This is a genomic window from Streptomyces sp. NPDC058751 (assembly GCF_042746485.1).
Lineage (GTDB): Bacteria > Actinomycetota > Actinomycetes > Streptomycetales > Streptomycetaceae > Streptomyces.
In genome coordinates this window covers 1-18,368 of sequence record NZ_JBHYPZ010000051.1, presented here as the reverse complement: position 1 = coordinate 18,368, position 18,368 = coordinate 1, and the positions used below count along the sequence as shown (strand labels likewise).

The following is an 18,368-nucleotide window of genomic DNA, read 5'->3' as shown; positions in this document are numbered from 1 at the left end:
GGCAGCCCCGACCGGCTGGTCAAGGGCCTGAAGCTCGTCGTCCCGAAGGCGGCGGGCGCCTCCCGTACCGGGGTGCCCGGCCTGTTCGGTCCGCCCCTGAACCCGGCGGCCCACCGCTCCGCACCGCCGTCTCCGTGGCCTCTCCGCTGAACACGACCGCGCCACGGCGCAGTTCGTGCACGTACGTCGTCCGGCCCGCCCGTTCGCGCAGCCCCGGGGGCAGCCGCTGCTCGGCGATCACCACACACGCGTCGAGAGCGCCCAGCAGCGCGTACGTACGGGCCGCGACCGCCGGCGACATGCCCTGCGCGGGTTCGTCGACGAGCACCACGCGCGCGCGGGCCGCCAGGACGCGCGCCAGGGCCAGCATGCGCCGCTCCCCGCCGGAGAGGGTGCCCGCGCGGCGGGGGAGCAGCGGCGCCAGCTCCGGATAGGCCTCCAGCGCCGCCGGCAGGCCGGCCCCGCCGAGTTCCAGGTTCTCGCGGACGGTCAGGGAACCGAACACCGCCCGGCGTTCGGGGACCAGGCGGAGCCCGCGCCGGGCCCGCTCGAACGCGGGCAGGCGCGTCACGTCGGCGCCGTCCCAGACGACGGCACCGGACGCCAGCGGCACGGTACCGGCGAGGGCGCGCAGCACGGTCGTACGGCCGGAGCCGTTGCGGCCCAGCAGTACGGTGAGGCCGGACGCCGGGGCGGCCAGGCTCACGCCGTGCAGGGCCTCCAGGGGGCCGTAGCGTACGCGCGCGCCGCGCAGGGCGATGCTCATCCGCCGGTCCTCGTGTCCAGGACACGGTCGGCGGGGCCCGAGGTGACGATCCGTCCGGCCGCCATGACGTGGACGGTGTGCGCCAGACCGGCGACCAGGTCGAGGTCGTGCTCGACGACCAGCAGGGCCGTGCCGTCCGCGGCCAGCGCCCGCAGCACCCGGGCCAGCGCGGCCACTTCGGCGGTGTCGAGACCGGCCGCCGGCTCGTCGAGCAGCAGTACCCGGGGGTTCCCGGCGAACGCCCGGGCCAGTTCGACGCGCCGGAGCGTTCCGGTCGGCAGCCCCGCCGCGGGCAGCGACCGCACCGGCCCGTCGAGACCGAACAGCCGCAACGCCCGCTCCACCGACCCCGGATCGGCGGCCCGGCCCTGCTCGGCGCCCACGCGCACGTTCTCGGCGACGGTCAGCGACGGGAAGACCGCGAGTTGCTGGAAGGTCCGCGCGATCCCCAGCCGTGTGCGGGCGTGCGCCGTCAGCCGCGTGATGTCCCGCCCGCCGAGCAGCACGCGTCCGCCCGAGGGGCGCAGTGTGCCCGCGAGACAGTGGAAGAGGGTGCTCTTCCCGGCCCCGTTGGGTCCCACGACCGCGGTGACCCGTCCGGGCGGGACGTCGAGGGAGACCCCGTCGAGCGCGGTGAACCCGCCGTGGACGACGCGGAGCCGACGGGCGGTCAGCAACGGCGCGCCCCCGCCTCCGGTCCGGACCCCGCCCCCGTCTCCGGTTCGGGCCGCGCCCCCGTCTCCGGTTCGGGCCGCGCCGCCGTTCCCGGTCCGTACCGCGTCGCCGCCTCCGCCGGACGCGACGGTCGCGCCGGGTTCCGGGTGGGGGCCGCCGTTCCGGCCGTTGCCGCCGGGTGCCGGGTGTTCCGGGCGGGGCCCGCTCTCCCGGCCGCCGCCGTCCGGCGTGCCGTGCCGCGGATCCTGCCCGGCTCCTCGCCGCCGGTCGGCGGGCGCGGCCGGGCCCGGGTGCGGGCCGGTGCGCGCGGGGGGTGCCGGGCGGGGTCCGGGTTCCCGGGCGGTGCCGGCCGGTGCGGTGGGACTCGGCCGGGGCCCGGCCCCCGGGCCCGTGCCGGCCGGTGCCGCGGGACCTTGGCGGCGCCCGGGTTTCCCGCCCGGGCCGGCCACCGGGGTCCCCGGGGCCGGCCCGGACACCTCGGTTGACCCGGCTCCCCTGGTCGACCCGGCCACTCCGGCCGTCGCGGCGCCCGCGGCGGGCACGTTCGCCGGGCCCGCCGAAGGTCCGCGTGCTTCGGGGCGGTCCCCGTCGGCCCTGAGCAGGTGCCGGCGGGCCCGGGCGCCCAGGGGGGTCAGGGCGGGACGGGAACGGAGGCGGAGGCGGGACGCCGCCGTGCGCAGGGCCTCGTAGGGGCCCTCGGGGAAGCGGCCGACGAGGACGGCGAGGAGGCCGACGAGGGCGGCCGCCACCCCGCCCCGGGCCCCCGCGTCGAGCCCGACCAGCAGGGCGGCGGCGACGAGCGCGCCGAGGACGCTGTCGGCGCCGAGCACGACGACCGCCGCGAACCAGAGCAGACTGCGGACCGGGTCGTACTGGCCGGCGTCGAAGGCGCGCAGCCCCATGCCGAGCATGCCGCCGCCCAGCGCCGCCAGCGCGGCCCCCGCGACGAACGCGGTCAGTTTCAGCGCCGGCACGCGGACGCCCGCCGCCGACGCGCCCGCCTCGTGGTCCCGCATGGCGGCCAGGGCACGGCCGGTCCGGCCCCTGCGCAGGGTGTGCGCGGCGAGCAGGGCGGCGGCCAGCAGGACGAGTTCGAGGACGTAGTACGCGCGGTCCCCGCCGAATCCGGCCGGCCGGTCCAGGGACAGACCGTCCACCGCGTACGGCTGAGCGAAGACGAACCGGCTGACGCCCACGCCCACCGCGAAGGTGGCCACCGCGAGCGCCAGGCCGTGCCGCCTGATGGCCGGCCGGCCGGTCAGCACACCGAGCGGGGCCACCAGGATCACGGCCACGGCCAGCGCGGCCAGTTCGGGCAGCGCGGGCAGCCCCGGGAACCGCCCCGCGGCCAGCAGCGCCGTGAAGAGGGCGCCCAGACCGGCGTACGCGGCCTGCCCCAGCGAGATCTGGCCGCCGCGGCCGGTGACCACGACCAGCGACAGCAGGACGACGCCGAGCGCGGGCACCTGCACCGACGTGTGCAGGTCCGAGCCCGCGAAGCCCAGCGGCAGCAGGAACAGCACGACGGCCACGGCCCAGGCTCCCGGCGGCGTCGGCACACGGACCGTCGCCGGACGCGGGAGCGCGTCACGGGTGCCGATGCCGGGCAGTACGAGCGCGGCGACGAGCAGCGCGACCACGAAGAGGTTGGCGCCCACGGCCCGGAGCAGCGGCTCCGCCCAGCCCGAGGGGTGCAGCCGGGTCAGCTGGCTCTGGGCGACACCGATGCCGAGCGCGACCACGATCGCCACGGGGAGACTGCGCATCCGGGCCGCCACCGCGACCGCCATCACCTCGATGACGAGCAGCGGCAGGCCGTACGGGTCGAGCCGCACGTACGGCGCGAGGAGCACGCCCGTCAGACCCGCCGTGAACGAGCCGAAGGCCCAGCCCGCCGCGGCCACCCGGTCCGCGTCGACACCGCCGAGCACCGCGAGCGGGCGGTCGTCGACGATCGCCCGCAGCTCCGTGCCGAAGCGGGTCCAGCGGGTCACCGCGCCCACCCCCGCGGCCAGCGCGACGGCCACCGCGAGCTGCCCCCACGGATCCGCCGACACCAGCGTCGGCGCGTCCGCCCGCGCACCGGTGCCCCACACGAGCGCCGCCCCGCCCACCAGCAGGACGAACACCCCGATGCTCGCGACCAGGGTCTGCGCCGGGTCGCCGCCGAGCAGGGCCAGCGGTCGGAACACAAAGCGCTCCAGGGCCATGCCGATCGCCGGGGCCACCAGCAGCAGGGTCACCGAGGCGCCGAGCGCGAGCGGCCAGCCCCACTCGACCGTGAACTGACGCAGCAGATACGCGCACACCATCGCGATCGCTCCGTGCGCGAAGTTGAGCACGCCGGTGGCGCGGTAGGTGACGATCAGCCCGATCCCGGTGAGCGCGGCGGCACCGCCGATCGACAGACCGGCCAGGGTGAGGTCGTACGTCAGGGAGGACGTCGCCGGGGAGACGAGCGGGGACGTCAGCTGGGACGTCAGTGGGGACACGAGCGGGGACATCAGTCGTCCGGACCTGTGGACGGGCGCTCCGGGCCGGACGGGCGGTCGGGAGGGAAGGGCCGCTCGGCGATGGGCGGCCCGGCGGAGGAGGAGGGCGGCCCGCCGGCGGAGGGGGCGTCCTCGGCGTCGGGCTCGCAGATCGGGCACGGACCCAGGTCCCCGCCCGCCAGGACGCGCGAGTCGGCCGGCACGGCCTCCGGCTTCCCGGCGACCAGCGGGCAGTCCGCCCGGTGGTACAGGGTGCCGCCGGGCACCATGAGGAGGTCACCGCTGACGGCCACGGGCGCGGCCGCCGGCCCCGGCTCCCCGTCCTCCGCGGACCCGGCCGCCACCAGCAGCCCGTACAGCTCCTCGACGCGCGCCGCCGCCGAGGCGTTCCTGCCCTGGGCGATCAGCACCGCGCCGGAGACGATCAGCGCGGCGCCGGGCACCGTGCAGGAGGCGAGGTAGGGCAGCTGACGTTCCGCGTACCGCTCGCCCGAGACGCCGTACCAGCCGATGACGCACAGCACCGCCCCGGCGGCCAGCGCGGCCCAGCCGGCCCACAGGGCGGGGTGCGCGCCGCGCGGTCGAACTGTCCGCATCAGGACTCCCACACGTCGGGTATCTGTCCGTGCCGGCCGATGGCTTGCACTATGCCTTCTGGAAGCCGACCCTGAAAGCACCGGGCGCTTTTGGCCCGGACCGACACCCGGTGGTGAGCCAGATGGTTCTCGGGAGCGAACTCAGGCGGGGGAACGTCGGGGGAGCGGTGGCGGCGGCGGTCCTCGTCCTCGCCGCGGTCCTCACGGCGTGCAGCGACGACGACGGCGGCGGCGGGGGTTCCGCGTCGCCCACGCCTCCGGCGGAACAGTCCACCGGCGTGCGGCCCACCGCCACGGTGCCGGCCGACCCGGTGGCGGCCCAGCAGGAGATCAAGCAGAACTGGGAGAAGTTCTTCGACCCGGCCGTCTCCGCGGAGGAGAAGCAGGCCGTCCTGGAGAACGGCGAGCAGATGGCCCCGGTGCTGCAGGGCTTCAACGGCGACCAGCGCGGTCAGCAGGTGAAGGCGAACGTGCAGAAGATCGAGTTCACCTCGCCGACCGAGGCGAACGTGACCTACACGCTCCTCCTCCAGGGCGCCACCGCCCTGCCGAACGCCTCCGGGACGGCCGTCGAGCAGAACGGCACCTGGAAGGTCTCCACCAAGACGCTCTGCGCGCTGGTGCAGCTCAGCGGCAACGGGTCGTCGAGTCCCGTCCCGGGCTGCTGACCCGCGGTGCGGCGTACAGCGGCCGGCGCCGCCGTCGCGGTCCTGCTGCTCCTGCTCGGCACGGCCTGCGGCAGCCGGCTCCCCGAGAGCGACTTCGAGAACCGCGCCACGCCCGCACCCCGGGGATCCGCCGCGCCGATCCGCGTCGGCGTCATCAGCAGCGTCACCAGCCCCGTCGGTGCCGCCGCCTTCACCGGACCGCGTGACGGGGCGAAAGCCTGGTTCGACCGGCTCGACGCCCGGGGCGGCATCGGCGGACGGCGGGTCGAGGTGCGGCTGTGCGACGACGGCGGCAGCGGCGTCGGCAACAGCGCCTGCGTGCGCCGGCTGATCGACCACGACAAGGTCGTCGCCCTCGTCGCCACGACCGCGCTCGACTACGCGGGCGCCTCCCAGGTGTCCCGCGCGGGCGTGCCCGACATCGGCGGCCAGCCCATCGGCGCCGCCTACGACACCTATCCGCACCTGTACGGGATCTACGGCAGCCTCGCGCCGCGCCACGGCACGCCCGGCTGGGACGGCGAGCTGTACGGCGGCACCGAGGTCTACCGCTACTTCAAGCGCGTCCACGGCGCCCGCACGGCCGCCGTCGTCTCCTACAACCAGTCCGCCTCCGCCGCCTACGCCCGGCTGGTCGCCAAGGGGCTCAGGGCCGAGGGCTACCGGGTCGTCACCGAACAGGTCGACTTCGCGCTGCCCGACTTCCGCGCCGCCGCGGCCGACCTGAAGGCGCAGGGCGCGGACCTCGTCCTCGACGCCCTCGACACCCACGGCAACGCCCTGCTGTGCAAGGCCATGGACGACGTCGGCGCCCGGGTCACCGCCAAGGTGACCAACGTCCAGAACTGGACCTCCACCGTGCCCGAGGACTACAAGGACGCGCCGCACTGCCGCAACGCGCTGTGGGCCACGGGCGCGAGCCGCAACTACGAGGACACCGGCGACAGCGCCGTACGGGAGTTCCGCGACGCGACCGAGGGACTGCCGGCCCACTCCCAGTGGCAGCTGGAGGGGTGGGCGGCGGCACGCTGGTTCACGGACGCGGCGAAGTCCTGCGCGCGCACGGGCGTCACCCGGGAGTGCGTCGACGCCTTCATGGACCGGGGCGGGCCCTACACGGCGGGCGGGCTGCTGATCCCCGTCACGTACGAGCGGCTGGCCGAGCCGCCGAGAACGCGCCGGACGTGCCTCTCGGTGGCCCGCTGGAGCGACGGCAGGGGCTGGGTCACCCAGGGCGACATGAACACGAACTGCTTCGACGTACCGCAGATCGCCTACCGTCCATGAGGGACCGTCCCCTTGCGGACAGCGGCTGTCCGCAAGGGCTGGCAGACTCGGCCGCATGTTGGAGACATCCGCACGACTGCTGCGCCTGCTCTCTCTGCTGCAGGCCCACCGCGAATGGTCGGGCGCGGACCTCGCCGACCGGCTGGGCGTCACCGCGCGCACCGTCCGCCGTGACGTGGACCGGCTGCGCGAGCTGGGCTATCCCGTCAACGCCAGCCCGGGCACGGGCGGCGGCTACCAGCTCGGCGCGGGGGCCGAACTGCCGCCGCTGCTCCTGGACGACGACGAGGCCGTCGCGGTGGCCGTGGGGCTGCGCACGGCGGCCGGGCAGGGGATCGAGGGCATCGGCGAGTCCTCCGTACGCGCGCTCGCCAAGCTGGAACAGGTCCTGCCGAGCCGGCTGCGGCGCAGGATCGGCGCGCTGAACGCCTTCACCGTGCCGATGCTGCACGGGCCGCGGTCCTCCACCGTCGACCCCGCGGTCCTCACCGAACTGGCCAACGCCTGCCGCGACAGCGAGCGGCTGCGCTTCGCGTACCGCGATCACGGGGGGTCCTCCACCCGCCGGACCGTCGAGCCGTACCGGCTGGTGTGCACCGAGCGCCGCTGGTACCTGGTCGCCTGGGACGTCGACCGCGAGGACTGGCGCACGTTCCGGGCCGACCGCATCACGCCCAGGCCGCCGCACGGACCGCGCTTCACCCCCCGTACGCCGCCGTCCGGGAACCTGGCCGAGTACGTCTCGCGGGGCGTCTCCACCGGCGCCTACGCCACGGAGGCCGTCGTCCGGCTGCTGGTGCCGCTGGAGGAGGCGGCCGCGCGGATCTCGCCCTCGGCCGGGACCCTGGAGGCGTCGGGGGAGGGGAGCTGTCTCCTGCGCGCCGGTGCGCCGAGCCTCGACGTCATGGTCATCCACGTGATGATGACCGGCTTCGAGTTCGAGGTCCTGGAGCCCGCTGGACTCGGCGACGCGATCAGGGCGGCCAGGGACCGGTTGTCCCGGGCACTGGAGAGGCAGGGGCCAAAGGCCCCGGCTGCTTCCGGGGAGCCGGGGGCCGGGAGACCCGGTCCCGAGGGGGCGCCGGCCGTGGTCCGCGTGCCGTAGCGGAAGCCCCTGGTGCCGCGGCGGCCGTGCGGGGGTTCTGTGTCCGAAGCGTGCATTTCCTATGCGGCGTCAGCTTCCACGGCGCGTGGCGGAATCGGAGCGGTCCGGAACGGAAAAGTTCCACCGGGCCCGTGACGGCGCCCGCCGCGCACATTTCGCGGGGTATTCGGGACGTCCGGACGGCGACTCCGAATTTCGTTCGAAGGAGTGCGGAACACGGAAGCGGCCCCTCGTACGGGTGATGGAGTTCGGCGAAACACGTGTCGTGATCCTGTGACAGAAGTGTGACCGGCGGGGGACAGGTGACGCTTCGTCGCCGATCGGGCTTCCACCGCCCGGGCGCGCCGCCTAACGTGGCGGTCATGGCACCCATTCCCCCCTCGCACACAGAGCCGCAGGACGATCCGGAGAGCTATACCGGGCTGGAGGTGAGCAGGGCGCGGGAGCTCGCGCGGGAGCGCGGCTGGTCGACCGTCCGCTCGCTGCCGCCCGGCGCGATCATCACCCTGGAGTACCTGGTGGGGCGGCTCAACTTCGAGGTCACGGACGGCACGGTGACGCGCTGCTGGAAGGGCTGAGCGAACGCCCCCGGCGCTTGGAGGGCTGGGCGGCCGCCCCGCGGCCCGCCGCCGCGCCGCTCGGGGGCGGACCTGGCCCACGACGCGCGAAGGCCCCCTGCTCGTCGAGCGGGGGGCCTTCACTGTGCGGGGAGAGGCTGTGCGTACCGACCCCGCAGTCCTCAGCCGCCGGTCAGCGGCCGGGCCGTGGCGGCGGACGCGCGTGCCGGGCGCTCCGGATGCGGTGGGCGCTCCGGGTGCGTCGGGCGGCGGCTGCCCGCCGGTGTCACCGGCGTGCGCTCCGAACGGGCGGTGTGCGGGCCCGGGGCCAGGTGGACGGGGGATCTGGCCGGACGGGAGGGGACGGTCCCGCGGGCCGGCAGCTCGCCGTCCACCGCGGCGGCCCGCGGGGACATGACGGGCGAGGGCAGCGGGACGGGGGCCGGCGCGGGTACGGGGGCGAGGCCGCGGCGGGTGCGCCACAGGTCGCGGAGCGCGAAGATCCCGGCCTCGGAGCGGGCGATCAGCGGCTCGCACCAGGGCAGCGCCAGCAGGATCAGCAGGCCCGCGGCCCAGCCCAGCAGGACGTCGCTCAGCCAGTGCGTGCCCAGGTAGACGGTGGTGAGGCCCACGCCCAGCGAGGTCACGGCGGACAGCGCCGAGAGCCATCGTCTGGCTCTCGGGGTCGACGCCAGGTAGGCCAGGATTCCCCAGGTCACAACGGCGTTGGCGGTGTGACCCGAGGGGAATATGTCGCCGCCCAGACCCATCTCGTTCGAGCCGATGGTGATGGCGTAGTGCGGGCCGAGACGGCCCATGCCGAGCTTCGCGGCGCCGACGGTGAGGTTGAGCAGCAGCAGGGAGGCGCCCAGGGTGAGCAGCGGGCGCAGCGTGTGCTGACGCCAGGAGCGCCAGCCCAGCCACGCGGCGATCATCACCGCGGTGGGGCCGCGCTGGCCGAGGACCACGTAGTAGTCCAGGAACGCGTGGATCTCCGGCCACTGCTGGTAGGGCCGGAAGAACATGACCTGCCAGTCGAACCGGACCAGCCACGACGTGATCGCCACGGCCCACACGATCGCGAGGTAGAAGGCCAGGGTCGCCGCGAAGAGGACGGCCCTGTGCCGGCTCATCCTCGGCACATCGATGTGGGCCGGTCGTTCCGGCTCACGGTCCAGCCGGGCGAAGACCCGGTCCAGACGGGTGAGGTTTCGTTCGGTACGCACCCAATCGACGTTACAGCGAGTGAGCTGCGTTCCAGGCCGATTCAGTCGGTTTGTGATGACGATGTGATGTGGGATTCCTCTCGGGATCATGTTTATTTCCAATGAATCGCTAATCCCCGGGTCGCGGAGCCTTCAATTCCATTGATCCCCGTGGGGCTTCGAGTTTATGGCACTTTTATATTCGTTCACCGGGGGATGGCGCGGAATTCGCCGCCCGCTCACCGGCCCCGCGAGGGGTGCCGCCGGACGGGTCAGGGCGGGCCCGATCCGTTCAGCCAGAAGGCCCCGTACGCCGCCGAGGCCGTCGCGACGCCCCCGAGGACCAGCGCCGACCTGGAGGTGCGCAGCCGGGCCAGGACCCTGGCGGGCGGGAACAGGAGGGGGAAGGCGGGCAGCAGCAGACGGGGTTTCGAGCCGAAGTAGCTCGACGCGCACAGGGCGAGCGCGACGACGACCCCCGTGTAGACCAGAAGCGCCGGCGGCTGCCCCTGGCGCACGCACCTCACGTAGACCGACAGGACGAGCACGACTCCGGCGATCAGGGCGGCACCGGCCAGGGCGGACGGGAACGAGGTGAGCTTCCCGGCCACGAAGCGCCCGAAGGCGTGACCGCCGTCGAAGCCGTTGCGCCAGCCCGCCTGGACGTCGAGATAGCCGAGCGGGCCCCCGCCGCTGCGGTGCCCCACCCACAGCACGAAGCCGGCCGTGCCGAGCGGCGCGACGGCCATGGCGAGGGCGCGCCGCCACGGACGGGCGCCGTCCGCCCGGGGCGCGCTTCCGCCGTGCCGGCGTTTTCCCACGAACGAGGTGATCGCCGCCACCCACAGGGCCGCGGCCACCGCGACTCCCGTCGGCCGCGTCAGCCCGGCGGACGCGGCGAGCAGCCCCGCCGTCAGCCAGCGGTCCGTCAGCACCGCGTACAGCGACCACGCGGCGAGCGCGGTGAACAGTGACTCGCTGTACGTTATCGACTGCACGACGCCGACGGGCAGGACCGCCCACACCAGCGCCGCGCAGATCCCGGTCCGGCGGTCGTGGACGTGGTCGGCGACCGCGAAGATCCCCCAGGCCGCGGCGAGCGAGGCCACCGCGGAGACCAGCAGGCCGGCGTCCGCGTACGACAGCGGCGTCACCGCGTGGACGATCCGCTCGAGCCAGGGCAGCAGCGGGAAGAACGCGAGGTTCGCGTGCACGTCACCGTTCGGGAGGCGGACCTCGTAGCCGTAGCCGAGCTCGGCGACCCCGGTGTACCAGAGCGAGTCCCAGCGTCCCGACAGCAGCCGGCGGGCGCTCTCGCCGTCCGCCGCGCTCCACACGGCGAGCGTGAGGAGCCCCAGGGCGCGCACCGCCGCGTACCCGAGGAGGGCGGGCGCGGCGCGGCGCAGGGCGTCCGCGAGGGGCCTCGCGGCGGGACTCTCGGCTTCGGTCACGGGCCCGATTATCTGCAGGTGGCGAAGGACGCGGGCCGCACGGGGCGTGACGACGGGCGGACGGCGTGGCGTACACCACACACCTGGCCGACGAACGTGAGAGGTCCGCCACGTGTCACCAACGAGAACTCGCGTACGCTGACGGCTCGCTCGCCTTTGCCGCGTGGGCCCGGGACCCCGTGATCCGGGCCGCAGCCCCAGGGAGTCCCCACCCTGCGGATCCGCAGAACGCGAGGGAACCTCTGGAGGTACGTACATGTCCGGGACGACCACGGCCGCCGCACGATGGCGTCGGGAGACCGGAGCCGGTGCCAACCGCTGGGTCGTCCTCGTCGTCCTGTGCGTCAGCCTGCTGCTGGTCGCCATCGACGCCACCGTGCTCCACGTCGCGGTGCCGGCCGTCACCGAGGACCTGAAGCCCGGCGCGATCGAGCTGCTCTGGATCGTCGACGTCTATCCGCTCGTCTGCGCCTCGCTCCTCATACTCTTCGGCACGCTCGGTGACCGGATCGGCCGTCGGCGTGTCCTCCTCCTCGGGTACGCCCTCTTCGGGGTGGCCTCCGGCATCGCGGCCTTCTCCGGGAACGCGCAGCTCCTGATAGCCGCCCGCGCCCTCCTCGGCATCGGCGGCGCGATGATCATGCCGGCCACCCTGTCGATCCTGCGCGACGTCTTCCCCGACCGGCGCGAGCGGGCGCTCGCGATCGGCATCTGGAGCGCCGTCGCCGCCGTCGGCGCGGCGGTGGGGCCGCTGCTCGGCGGCTTCCTCGTCGAACACTTCTGGTGGGGATCGGTCTTCCTCGTCAACATCCCGCTGATGATCGTCAGCTTGCCGGTCGGACGGCTGCTGCTGCCCGAGTCCCACGGCGACCGCGACGGTCCCTGGGACGTCGTCGGGGCGCTCATGGCCGCCGCCGGCCTGTTCGGAGTCGTCCTCGGCGTGAAGCGCCTCGGCGGCGGCGAGGCGCCCTTCGGCCCGCTCACCCTCGGATCGCTGCTCGTCGGCGCCGTGCTGATGACCGTGTTCGTGCGACGGCAGCGGCGGCGCGCGCACCCGTTGGTCGACCTGCGCATGTTCGCGCGCCCGGCCTTCAGCACGTCGGTGGGGTGCATCGTCCTCGCCATGCTCGCCCTGGTCGGCCTGGAGCTGATCGCCGCGCAGTACCTCCAGCTCGTACTCGGTCTGTCACCGCTCCAGACGGGCCTGCGGCTGCTGCCGCTCACCGTCGCGGCGATGGCCGCGGGTCTCGCGGGGGCGAAGCTGCTGCGCAGGTTCGGGCCGCGCGCGATGGTCTCCTTCGGGTTCTGCCTCACCGCCGCCGCCGTGGTCACGCTCATCGCGATGGGCCGGAACGACAACGCCGGGCTGCTGCTCTTCGGCTTCGTCCTGCTGGGCTTCGGCCTGGAGACCACGCTCTTCGGGGCGTACGAGTCCATGCTGAGCGAGGCGCCGCAGGCGCAGTCGGGCGGCGCGGCGGCGATCGGCGAGACCTCGTACCAGCTCGGCGCGGGGATGGGCATCGCGCTGCTGGGGAGCGTGATGAACGCGGCGTACGCGCCCGGGCTGGCGTCCGTCCCCGGGGTCCCCGCGGCCGATTCGGCGGCGGCGGGACACTCGCTGGGCGAGGCGTACCAGATCGCCGACCGGCTCGGCGGCGCGTCCGGCGACGCCCTGCGGCAGACCGCCCGGGACTCCTTCGTACACGGACTGCACGTGACGCTGCTGGTGAGCGCGGGCCTGCTGCTGCTCGGCGCCGTGATGGCACTGCGCCTGCCCCGGATCATGGACTGCGGCACCCCCGCGACGGACGCCGCGGGAGCCCCGGCCCGTGCGACGGGTCCGGCGGACGTCCTGACCCCGGCGCCGGGAGCCGTGCCGGTCCCGGTCCCCGCGACCGGTCCGGCGGATCCCGTCGCCCTCCCGGTCCCCCGGGAGACCACCGAGACCGCCGAGAGCCGCGTCTCGGCCTAGGCTCGCTCGGGGGAGGCGTGCTCCCCGGGGGTGTGCCGAAGTGCTCTGGACTTGCGGGACACCGCGTCGTAACGTCGGGCCGAGATCCGTAACTAGCGGTGCTAGTTATCACCCTGCCGGAGGCTGTCGTATGTCCGCGTCCTCGAAGCTGCCGTCCTTCGATCCCGCCGACCCGCTCGGGATCGACGACCTGCTGGACGCGGAGGACCTCGCCGTCCGCGACACCGTACGGGTCTGGGCCGCGGACCGGGTCCTGCCGTACGTCGCCGACTGGTACGAGAAGGGCGAGCTGCCCGGCATCCGGGAACTGGCGCGCGAACTCGGCGGGATCGGCGCCCTCGGCATGTCGCTCCAGGGGTACGGGTGCGCCGGGGCCAGCGCCGTGCAGTACGGCCTCGCCTGCCTGGAGCTGGAGGCGGCCGACTCCGGCATCCGCTCGCTCGTCTCGGTCCAGGGCTCGCTGGCCATGTACGCGATCCACCGGTTCGGCAGCGAGGAGCAGAAGCAGACCTGGCTGCCCCGTATGGCCTCCGGCGAGATCATCGGATGCTTCGGACTGACCGAGCCCGACCACGGCTCCGACCCCGCCTCGATGCGCACGCACGCCAAGCGCGACGGCGGCGACTGGGTCCTGAACGGCCGCAAGATGTGGATCACCAACGGTTCCGTCGCCGGTGTCGCCGTCGTCTGGGCGCAGACCGACGACGGCATCCGCGGATTCGTCGTGCCCACCGACGCGCCCGGCTTCTCCGCTCCCGAGATCAAGCACAAGTGGTCCCTGCGCGCGAGCGTGACCAGCGAGCTCGTCCTCGACGACGTGCGGCTGCCGGCCGACGCCGTCCTGCCCGACGTCGTCGGTCTCAAGGGCCCGCTCGGCTGTCTCTCGCACGCCCGGTACGGGATCGTGTGGGGCGCCATGGGCGCGGCGCGCTCCAGCTTCGAGTCCGCGCTCGCGTACGCGAGGACGCGCGAGCAGTTCGGGCGCCCCATCGGCGGCTTCCAGCTCACCCAGGCCAAGCTCGCCGACATGGCCGTCGAACTGCACAAGGGGATCCTGCTCGCCCACCACCTGGGCCGCCGCATGGACGCGGGACGGCTCCGTCCCGAGCAGATCAGCTTCGGCAAGCTCAACAACGTACGCGAGGCCATCGAGATCTGCCGTACCTCGCGCACGATCCTCGGTGCCAACGGGATCTCGCTGGAGTACCCCGTGATGCGGCACGCCACGAACCTGGAGTCGGTGCTCACCTACGAGGGCACCGTCGAGATGCACCAGCTCGTGCTGGGCAAGGCGCTCACCGGGCTCGACGCCTTCCGGTGAAGACCCCGCGGGTGAGGCCCCGCGCGTGAGGCCACGGCCTGGCAGGGCCGGTGAGCGGCCCTGCCTCAGCTCTGGTTGAAGAAGCCGTCCGTCTGCCGGCCCGCGGCCTCGCCGCTGATGATCTCCGTGTGCGCCGGGGTCAGCAGGAAGACCCGGGTCGCCACCCGCTCGATGGTGCCGCGCAGGCCGAAGGTCAGGCCGGCCGCGAAGTCCACCACGCGCTTGGCGTCGGAGGCCTCCATGGACGTGAGGTTGATGATGACCGGGACACCGTCCCGGAAGAGTTCGCCGATGCCGCGCGCGTCCCGGAAGCTGTCCGGGGTCACCGTGCCGATCCGGCGGCCCTTCTCCTCGGCCGTCTCGGAAGCAACCTTCACGCGAGGGTCGGTGACCCAGGCGTCGCCGGAGTCCTGACCCTCGGCGTAGTCGTCGTCGTAGTAACGCTCGTCATCGTTGTCGTCGACGAGGCCAAGCCAGGCACTCGCCTTGCGCACCGATCCCATGGACGCCTCCTCTCACAGCGGTCTTTCGTGCTTCCGCATCCCCATGGTCGTCCATGATGCGGATGTCGCGCCAAGTGGATAGACGCCGCGTGGGGGTTTCGTGACGGTACTGGTGCACAGCGAATCCGTCGAGAGCCCGCGCCCCCCAAGGGTCGTACGGGGTAAGGCTGCTGACTGAGAGTGAAATATGATTTCCCGCGGCGACCGGGTGACGAGCGGTGCGTACGGGTGAACGGTGGTAGGTACGATTCCCGACCTCAACGTCGTACGGGTCACGGGGGAGTGTCGTGTTCGGAATCGTGAGGCCCTGCAGCCACCGGCTCGGTGAAGGGCTCAAGACGCAGTGGATGGCGCATCTGTGCGGGCTCTGTCTCGCCCTGCGCGGGGACCACGGACAGTTCGCGCGGGTCGTCACCAACTACGACGGCCTGCTGATATCGGTTCTGACGGAGGCTCAGGCCGAGCGGACGACGGGATGGCGGCGCACCGCGGGCCCCTGTCCGCTGCGCGGCATGCGGACCGCCTCCGTCGCGCAGGGCGAGGGCGCGCGTCTCGCCGCCGCCGTCTCGCTGGTCCTCGCCTCGGCGAAGGTGCGCGACCACGTCGCCGACGGGGACGGGCTCCTCGCACGAAGGCCGGTCGCGCTGGCCGCGCGCCGGGTGGCCACGAGCTGGGGCAGGGCCGGGGCACGGACGGGGAGCGCCGTCGGCTTCGACACGGCCGTGCTCGTCGACGCGGTGGACCGGCAGATCGGGATCGAGTCGCTGGCCGGGCCGGGGACACCGCTGCTGACGGTCACCGAACCCACCGAGACCGCCACCGCCGCCGCCTTCGCGCACACCGCGGTTCTCGCGGGCCGCCCCGGCAACGCCGCTCCGCTGGCCGAGGCCGGACGGCTCTTCGGGCGGCTCGCCCATCTGCTGGACGCCGTGGAGGACAGGGAGACCGACGCCGCGTCGGGAGCCTGGAACCCCCTCACCGCCACCGGGACCTCGCTCACCGAGGCCCGCCGGCTCGCCGACGACGCCCTGCACGGGATACGACTCGCCCTGCGAGAGGCCGAGTTCACCGATGCCAAGCTGGCGCACGTGCTGCTCGTCCACGAACTGGGCCGCTCGGTGGACCGCGCGTTCGGGACGTCGGGGTGCGGGCACGCGGGGGACGGGGCGCACGGCTCCGGTCCCCTCCTCGACGCGCCGGGCTCGGCGGTCCTGCTCGGACCCGAGGGCTCGTTCGGGCCGCCGCCCCAGCACGGCGGCAATCCGTACACCGGTGGCGGCAACCCCTTCGGCGGGCCCTCCTTCCCGCCCCCGGCCCCCGGCAAGCGCGGATTCTGGGCCGGCTGCGCCGCCGCCGTCGGGCTGTGCTGCACGTGCAAGATGTGCTGCGCCGACGAGTACGAGGGCCCGTGGTCGCGCAAGAAGCGCGAAGGGTGCCTGAGCGACTGCGACTGCGGCAACTGCTGCGACGGGTGCCAGTGCTGCGAGTGCTGTGAGTGCTGCTCGTGCTGTGACTGCGGGTAGCGGGGGCGCGAGAGGGTGAGCGAAAGACGGGTGGCGCGAAAGGGCGTGTGAGGGACGGGCGGCGCGAGACGGGGAGCGGCCGGACCCGTATGGAAAAGTTGATCACATGACGACGGACGCATCCGAGGACTGGAAACACTGGCAGGAGCACCGAGTGGCGACGGTGTCCGCGCCGTACGGCCCGCTCGCGCTCACCGGAACCCACTGGATCGAGGACTATCCGGAAGGGCGACTTCCGGACATCCCCGGCCAATGGGCCGTCGAGGGCGGCCGCGTGACCCTCACGGCGGCCGCCGGGGACGGGCTCACGGTCGACGGCGAGCCCTTCACCGGCGACGTCGCGCTGGACGCCGACTACGGACCGGCCGGCGGAGCCCGGGTCGGGTGCGGGGAGCGGAGGTTCGTCGTCCTGGTGCGCGAGGGGGGCTGGGGTGTGCGCGACTACGACCCCGACGCGCCCGCCCGGAAGGCCTTCGCGGGCATCGAGGCGACCCCGTACGACGCTCGCTGGGCGGTGCCCGGACACTTCACCCCGTACGGCGAGAGCCGTACCGTGCGCGTCGAGAACGCCGACGGGGTGACCCGCGGGCTCGCCCTCGGCGGGGTCCTCGCCTTCACCCTGGACGGACAGGACCTCACCCTCCAGGTGTCGGTCGAGAGCGACGGCACGCTGTGGGCCGTCTTCGCCGACGCCACCAGCGGGGACGGCAGTTACCGCTTCCGGTTCCTGCGTCCCGCGGCGCCCGACGCCGAGGGGCGCACGGCGGTGGACTTCAACCGGACCGTGCTTCCGCCGTGCGCCTTCGCCGGTCATTTCGTCTGCCCGTTGCCGCCGCCCGGAAATGTGCTGCGGGTGGCCGTCGCCGCGGGGGAGCGCCGACTGGGCCGGGGTCTCCGGGACTTCTGAAAGCGCGGGGAAAATCGGTGCCTTCAGTGGTTGGACGATCAACCTCCGTCGTATGAAGGCAAGTTGAAGGCTGCACGGCCGAAAGGCGCCCTTGCGTCTGTCGGTCGCGCAGCCGAATACTCCCCCTCAGCGCTTGTCAGGGGCATGGCTTGTCCGGAATCCGGACGGGCGGCTCCCGGCTGCGCCTCACGGGCCCCGACCCCACGACACGGGGTCCCTTACTTCCCTTCGGAGGAACGAAACGTGAGGATCAAGCGCACAACCCCCCGCAGCGGCATCACGAGACGGAGCCGGCTGATCGCCGTGTCCACCGGACTCGTCGCCGCGGCAGCGTTCGCGATCCCCAGCGCGAACGCGTCCGACGTCCAGACCTTCAGCTCCACCCAGCTGAGCAGTGTCAGCAAGTCGGTACTCCAGTCCGACATCGCGGGCACCGCCTGGGCGGTCGACGCCAAGACGAACCGCGTGGTCGTCACTGTCGACAGCACGGTCTCGCAGGCCGAGATCGCGCAGATCAAGAGGGAAGCCGGCGTCAACGCCGACGCCCTCACCATCAAGCACACCCCGGGGACCTTCAAGAAGCTGATCAGCGGCGGCGATGCCATCTATGCGAGTAGCTGGCGCTGCTCGCTCGGCTTCAACGTCCAGGACAACAGCGGGAACTACTACTTCCTGACCGCCGGTCACTGCACCGACGGCGCGGGCACCTGGTGGTCGAACTCCGGGCACACGACCACGCTCGGCAGCACCGCGGGCTCCAGCTTCCCGACCAACGACTACGGCATCGTGCGCTACACGAACACGTCCGTCGCCAAGTCGGGCGCGGTCGGCAGCCAGGACATCACCAGCGCGGCCACGCCCTCCGTGGGCACCACCGTCTACCGTCGCGGCTCCACTACCGGTACCCGCAGCGGCCGGGTCACCGCGCTCAACGCGACGGTCAACTACGGTTCCGGTGACATCGTCTACGGCATGATCCAGACCACGGTCTGCGCCGAGGGCGGCGACTCCGGCGGCCCGCTCTACGGCGGCACCGTCGCCTACGGTCTGACGTCCGGCGGCAGCGGCAACTGCACCTCCGGCGGTACGACGTTCTTCCAGCCCGTCACCGAGGCCCTGAGCGCCTACGGGGTCCACGTCTACTGACCGGCGCGCAAGACAACCCCCCACGGCCAGACCTGCGACCGGCAGCAGAAGAGCCCCCGCACGCGACCCGCGTGCGGGGGCTCGCCCTTGACGACGGGGCCTAGGGCCTGTCGTCAAATTCCCGCCTGCCTCGCGACGCCTGGCACTCCCCCTAGCTCTTCGAGCAGGGGGGACCCCCACTCGCCGCACCGGGC

General features: G+C 73.6%; 14 protein-coding genes and 1 pseudogene. 9 read left to right on the top strand and 6 right to left on the bottom strand.

Features of this window, described 5'->3' with window-relative positions:
- Nucleotides 1-19: 19 nt before the first annotated feature.
- The 3 genes and pseudogenes from ACFW6B_RS34725 to ACFW6B_RS34715 form a co-directional block, all read right to left on the bottom strand.
- Nucleotides 20-766, bottom strand: coding sequence for an ATP-binding cassette domain-containing protein (locus ACFW6B_RS34725; RefSeq protein WP_386602586.1), 747 nt, complete (start codon nucleotides 764-766; stop codon nucleotides 20-22).
- On the bottom strand, nucleotides 763-3,945 hold the full coding sequence (locus ACFW6B_RS34720) for an ATP-binding cassette domain-containing protein (protein ID WP_386602584.1): 3,183 nt from the start codon (nucleotides 3,943-3,945) through the stop codon (nucleotides 763-765). Before ACFW6B_RS34720 ends, ACFW6B_RS34725 begins: the two co-directional genes overlap by 4 nt.
- 116 nt (nucleotides 3,946-4,061) lie before the next feature.
- Nucleotides 4,062-4,529 (bottom strand): annotated as a pseudogene (locus ACFW6B_RS34715) (hypothetical protein); the annotation flags it as partial.
- 122 nt (nucleotides 4,530-4,651) lie between these two features.
- On the opposite strand from ACFW6B_RS34715, the gene ACFW6B_RS34710 reads away from it, so the two are divergent.
- The 4 genes from ACFW6B_RS34710 to ACFW6B_RS34695 all read left to right on the top strand — a co-directional run bounded on the left by ACFW6B_RS34710 (nucleotide 4,652) and on the right by ACFW6B_RS34695 (nucleotide 8,167).
- Nucleotides 4,652-5,197 (top strand): hypothetical protein, encoded by a 546-nt coding sequence (locus tag ACFW6B_RS34710; protein ID WP_386602582.1) that lies wholly within the window; start codon nucleotides 4,652-4,654, stop codon nucleotides 5,195-5,197.
- Nucleotides 5,198-5,203: 6 nt separating this feature from the next.
- The gene (locus ACFW6B_RS34705; protein WP_386602580.1) at nucleotides 5,204-6,484 is read left to right on the top strand and encodes an ABC transporter substrate-binding protein; all 1,281 of its coding nucleotides are present in this window, start codon (nucleotides 5,204-5,206) and stop codon (nucleotides 6,482-6,484) included.
- A gap of 55 nt (nucleotides 6,485-6,539) precedes the next feature.
- Entirely contained in the window at nucleotides 6,540-7,589 is a 1,050-nt protein-coding gene (locus ACFW6B_RS34700) for a helix-turn-helix transcriptional regulator (protein ID WP_386602578.1), read from the top strand.
- Between the two features lie 362 nt (nucleotides 7,590-7,951).
- Nucleotides 7,952-8,167, top strand: coding sequence for an I78 family peptidase inhibitor (locus ACFW6B_RS34695; protein WP_386602576.1), 216 nt, complete (start codon nucleotides 7,952-7,954; stop codon nucleotides 8,165-8,167).
- Nucleotides 8,168-8,328: 161 nt separating this feature from the next.
- Here the strand turns inward: ACFW6B_RS34695 and ACFW6B_RS34690 are convergent, their stop codons facing one another.
- Nucleotides 8,329-9,372 (bottom strand): phosphatase PAP2 family protein, encoded by a 1,044-nt coding sequence (locus tag ACFW6B_RS34690; protein WP_386602574.1) that lies wholly within the window; start codon nucleotides 9,370-9,372, stop codon nucleotides 8,329-8,331.
- Nucleotides 9,373-9,623: 251 nt separating this feature from the next.
- Nucleotides 9,624-10,802 carry a glycosyltransferase family 39 protein gene (locus ACFW6B_RS34685; protein WP_386602572.1) on the bottom strand — a complete coding sequence of 393 codons (1,179 nt, stop codon included), beginning with the start codon at nucleotides 10,800-10,802 and terminating at the stop codon, nucleotides 9,624-9,626.
- Between the two features lie 256 nt (nucleotides 10,803-11,058).
- On the opposite strand from ACFW6B_RS34685, the gene ACFW6B_RS34680 reads away from it, so the two are divergent.
- Together ACFW6B_RS34680 and ACFW6B_RS34675 are read left to right on the top strand one after the other, a co-directional pair.
- Nucleotides 11,059-12,774 carry an MFS transporter gene (locus ACFW6B_RS34680; RefSeq protein ID WP_386602570.1) on the top strand — a complete coding sequence of 572 codons (1,716 nt, stop codon included), beginning with the start codon at nucleotides 11,059-11,061 and terminating at the stop codon, nucleotides 12,772-12,774.
- A gap of 130 nt (nucleotides 12,775-12,904) precedes the next feature.
- Nucleotides 12,905-14,095, top strand: a complete 1,191-nt coding sequence (locus tag ACFW6B_RS34675; RefSeq protein WP_386602568.1) for an acyl-CoA dehydrogenase family protein — start codon at nucleotides 12,905-12,907, stop codon at nucleotides 14,093-14,095.
- A 65-nt stretch (nucleotides 14,096-14,160) separates the two neighbouring features.
- Here ACFW6B_RS34675 and ACFW6B_RS34670 read toward each other — a convergent pair whose 3' ends face one another.
- Nucleotides 14,161-14,598, bottom strand: coding sequence for a cell division protein SepF (locus ACFW6B_RS34670; protein ID WP_386602566.1), 438 nt, complete (start codon nucleotides 14,596-14,598; stop codon nucleotides 14,161-14,163).
- Nucleotides 14,599-14,885: 287 nt separating this feature from the next.
- Between ACFW6B_RS34670 and ACFW6B_RS34665 the strand changes: the two genes are divergently transcribed.
- The 3 genes from ACFW6B_RS34665 to ACFW6B_RS34655 all read left to right on the top strand — a co-directional run bounded on the left by ACFW6B_RS34665 (nucleotide 14,886) and on the right by ACFW6B_RS34655 (nucleotide 18,174).
- Nucleotides 14,886-16,121 (top strand): DUF5685 family protein, encoded by a 1,236-nt coding sequence (locus ACFW6B_RS34665; RefSeq protein ID WP_386602564.1) that lies wholly within the window; start codon nucleotides 14,886-14,888, stop codon nucleotides 16,119-16,121.
- 106 nt (nucleotides 16,122-16,227) lie between these two features.
- Nucleotides 16,228-17,028: a DUF1684 domain-containing protein gene (locus ACFW6B_RS34660; protein ID WP_386602562.1), complete on the top strand. Its 801-nt coding sequence runs from the start codon at nucleotides 16,228-16,230 to the stop codon at nucleotides 17,026-17,028.
- Between the two features lie 243 nt (nucleotides 17,029-17,271).
- Nucleotides 17,272-18,174, top strand: coding sequence for a S1 family peptidase (locus ACFW6B_RS34655; protein WP_386602560.1), 903 nt, complete (start codon nucleotides 17,272-17,274; stop codon nucleotides 18,172-18,174).
- The last annotated feature ends 194 nt before the right edge of the window (nucleotides 18,175-18,368 follow it).